This is a genomic window from Primorskyibacter marinus (assembly GCF_003313245.1).
GTDB lineage: Bacteria > Pseudomonadota > Alphaproteobacteria > Rhodobacterales > Rhodobacteraceae > Primorskyibacter > Primorskyibacter marinus.
Genome location: NZ_QJSD01000026.1, coordinates 1 through 2,500 on the forward strand (window position 1 = coordinate 1; position 2,500 = coordinate 2,500).

At 53.7% G+C, this 2,500-nt stretch carries 1 tRNA gene and 2 rRNA genes (1 of these 3 cut by a window edge); all 3 read right to left on the reverse strand.

From position 1 onward, the window contains the following. Positions 1-29: 29 nt before the first annotated feature. Positions 30-106 (reverse strand) — tRNA-Met (locus tag DMZ65_RS17710). A gap of 77 nt (positions 107-183) precedes the next feature. Then, a 5S ribosomal RNA gene (gene rrf, locus DMZ65_RS17715) occupies positions 184-298 on the reverse strand. Positions 299-480: 182 nt separating this feature from the next. Beyond that, positions 481-2,500, reverse strand: a 23S ribosomal RNA gene (locus tag DMZ65_RS17720) (it continues 812 nt past the right edge of the window).

Consider the following 2,500-nt stretch of genomic DNA (forward strand, 5'->3'; position numbering starts at 1 on the left):
GGGCTTTAAGCATTTGATATTGTAATTTATGGTTGCGGGAGTAGGATTTGAACCTACGACCTTCAGGTTATGAGCCTGACGAGCTACCGGGCTGCTCCATCCCGCGCCAATCTGTTGCGGTCAGTTGTTTGTTCTGACACGCGATCGTATTGAGAGATATGTTGTTTGCCTGGTTCTTTCTAGGTTTGGCGGCGACCTACTCTCCCACGTCTTGAGACGCAGTACCATTGGCGCGACGGCACTTAACGGCCGGGTTCGGAATGGAGCCGGGTGTTTTGCTCGTGCTATGGCCACCAAACCGAGAAAGAACCAGAACGTTCCGCAGGAATGTCGGTGGGTGGCAGCGTTTTGCAAAGCGATAACGCGTCCCCACACCCATCCATTCGGGCGGAATCAAATCAACATTGTCCAAGTTCTGTACACGTTTGATGTGTATGCTTTCGATCCGTTGAAGCTGGTTTTGCCTGGCTTCTACTGGATCAAATCAAGCCTATCGGGCAATTAGTACCGGTCAACTGAACGCATTGCTGCGCTTACATCTCCGGCCTATCGACGAGGTGGTCTACCTCGGCCCTCAGGGATACCTTGTTTTGAGGGGGGCTTCCCGCTTAGATGCCTTCAGCGGTTATCCTTTCCGATCATAGCTACCCAGCACTGCTCCTGGCGGAACAACTGGTACACCAGTGGATCGTTCACCCCGGTCCTCTCGTACTAGGGGCAACTCCTCTCAAGTATCCTACACCCACGGCAGATAGGGACCGAACTGTCTCACGACGTTCTAAACCCAGCTCACGTACCTCTTTAAACGGCGAACAGCCGTACCCTTGGGACCTGCTCCAGCCCCAGGATGAGATGAGCCGACATCGAGGTGCCAAACACTGCCGTCGATATGGACTCTTGGGCAGTATCAGCCTGTTATCCCCGGCGTACCTTTTATCCGTTGAGCGATGGCCCTCCCACTTGGGACCACCGGATCACTATGGCCGTCTTTCGACTCTGCTCGACTTGTCAGTCTCGCAGTCAGGCTGGCTTCTGCCATTGCACTCAACGAGCGATTTCCGACCGCTCTGAGCCAACCTTCGCGCGCCTCCGTTACTCTTTAGGAGGCGACCGCCCCAGTCAAACTACCCGCCACACAGGGTCCCGGATCCGGATAACGGACCGCGGTTAGACATCAAGCAGAACAAGGGTGGTATCTCAAAGGTGACTCCACAGAAACTGGCGTTCCTGCTTCAAAGTCTACCACCTATTCTGCACATGTTCGGCCTAATGCCAGTGTGAAGCTGTAGTAAAGGTGCACGGGGTCTTTCCGTCTAACCGCGGGAAGCCTGCATCTTGACAGGCAATTCAATTTCGCTGAGTCTATGTTGGAGACAGCGGGGAAGTCGTTACGCCATTCGTGCAGGTCGGAACTTACCCGACAAGGAATTTCGCTACCTTAGGACCGTTATAGTTACGGCCGCCGTTTACCTGGGCTTCAATTCAACGCTCTCACATCTCCTTTTAACCTTCAGGCACCGGGCAGGCGTCAGACCCTATACGTCGTCTTGCGACTTCGCAGAGCCCTGTGTTTTTAGTAAACAGTCGCCACCCCCTGGTTTGTGCCCCCAGCCCCTAGTTGCCTAGGAACCGGGCCTCCTTCTCGCGAACTTACGGAGGTATTTTGCCGAGTTCCTTCAACATAGTTCTCTCAAGCGCCTTGGTATTCTCTACCAGTCCACCTGTGTCGGTTTAGGGTACGATCTAGCGATGGAGCTATTTCCTGGGACCTCTCAACGGCCCCTCCAATCCGATAAGGAGGAACAATCTTCGAGATCCGTCACTTCCATCTGGCCCAGGAATATTAACCTGGTTCCCATCGACTACGCCTTTCGGCCTCGCCTTAGGGGTCGGCTTACCCTGCTCAGATTAGCTTTAAGCAGGAACCCTTGGACTTTCGGCGAGAGTGTCTCTCACACTCTTTGTCGCTACTCATGTCATCATTCTCACTAGTGATCTCTCCACCGGATGGCTCGCGCCCCGGCTTCACAGAAAGCTCCGCGTCTCCAATGCGGGCGAACCCGCTAAGGAGACATGGAACTATGTCACACTACGCTCTGCTACCATGCACTATGTGCATCCTAAGCTTCGGCTCATGGCTTGAGCCCCGTTACATCTTCGCCGCAGGACAACTTATTTAGACCAGTGAGCTGTTACGCTATCTTTAAAGGATGGCTGCTTCTAAGCCAACCTCCTGGTTGTTTTGGTCGTCCCACCTGCTTTCCCACTTAGCCATGAATTGGGGGCCTTAGCTGTAGGTTAGGGTTGTTTCCCTCTCCACAACGGACGTTAGCATCCGCTGTGTGTCTGCCATCTAGTACTCCCGGGTATTCGGAGTTTGGTTAGGATCAGTAAGCCTGTGGGGCCCCATTACCCATCCAGTGCTCTACCCCCCGGGGTATTCGGATGACGCTCTACCTAAATAGATTTCGCAGAGAACCAGCTATCTCCGAGTTTGATT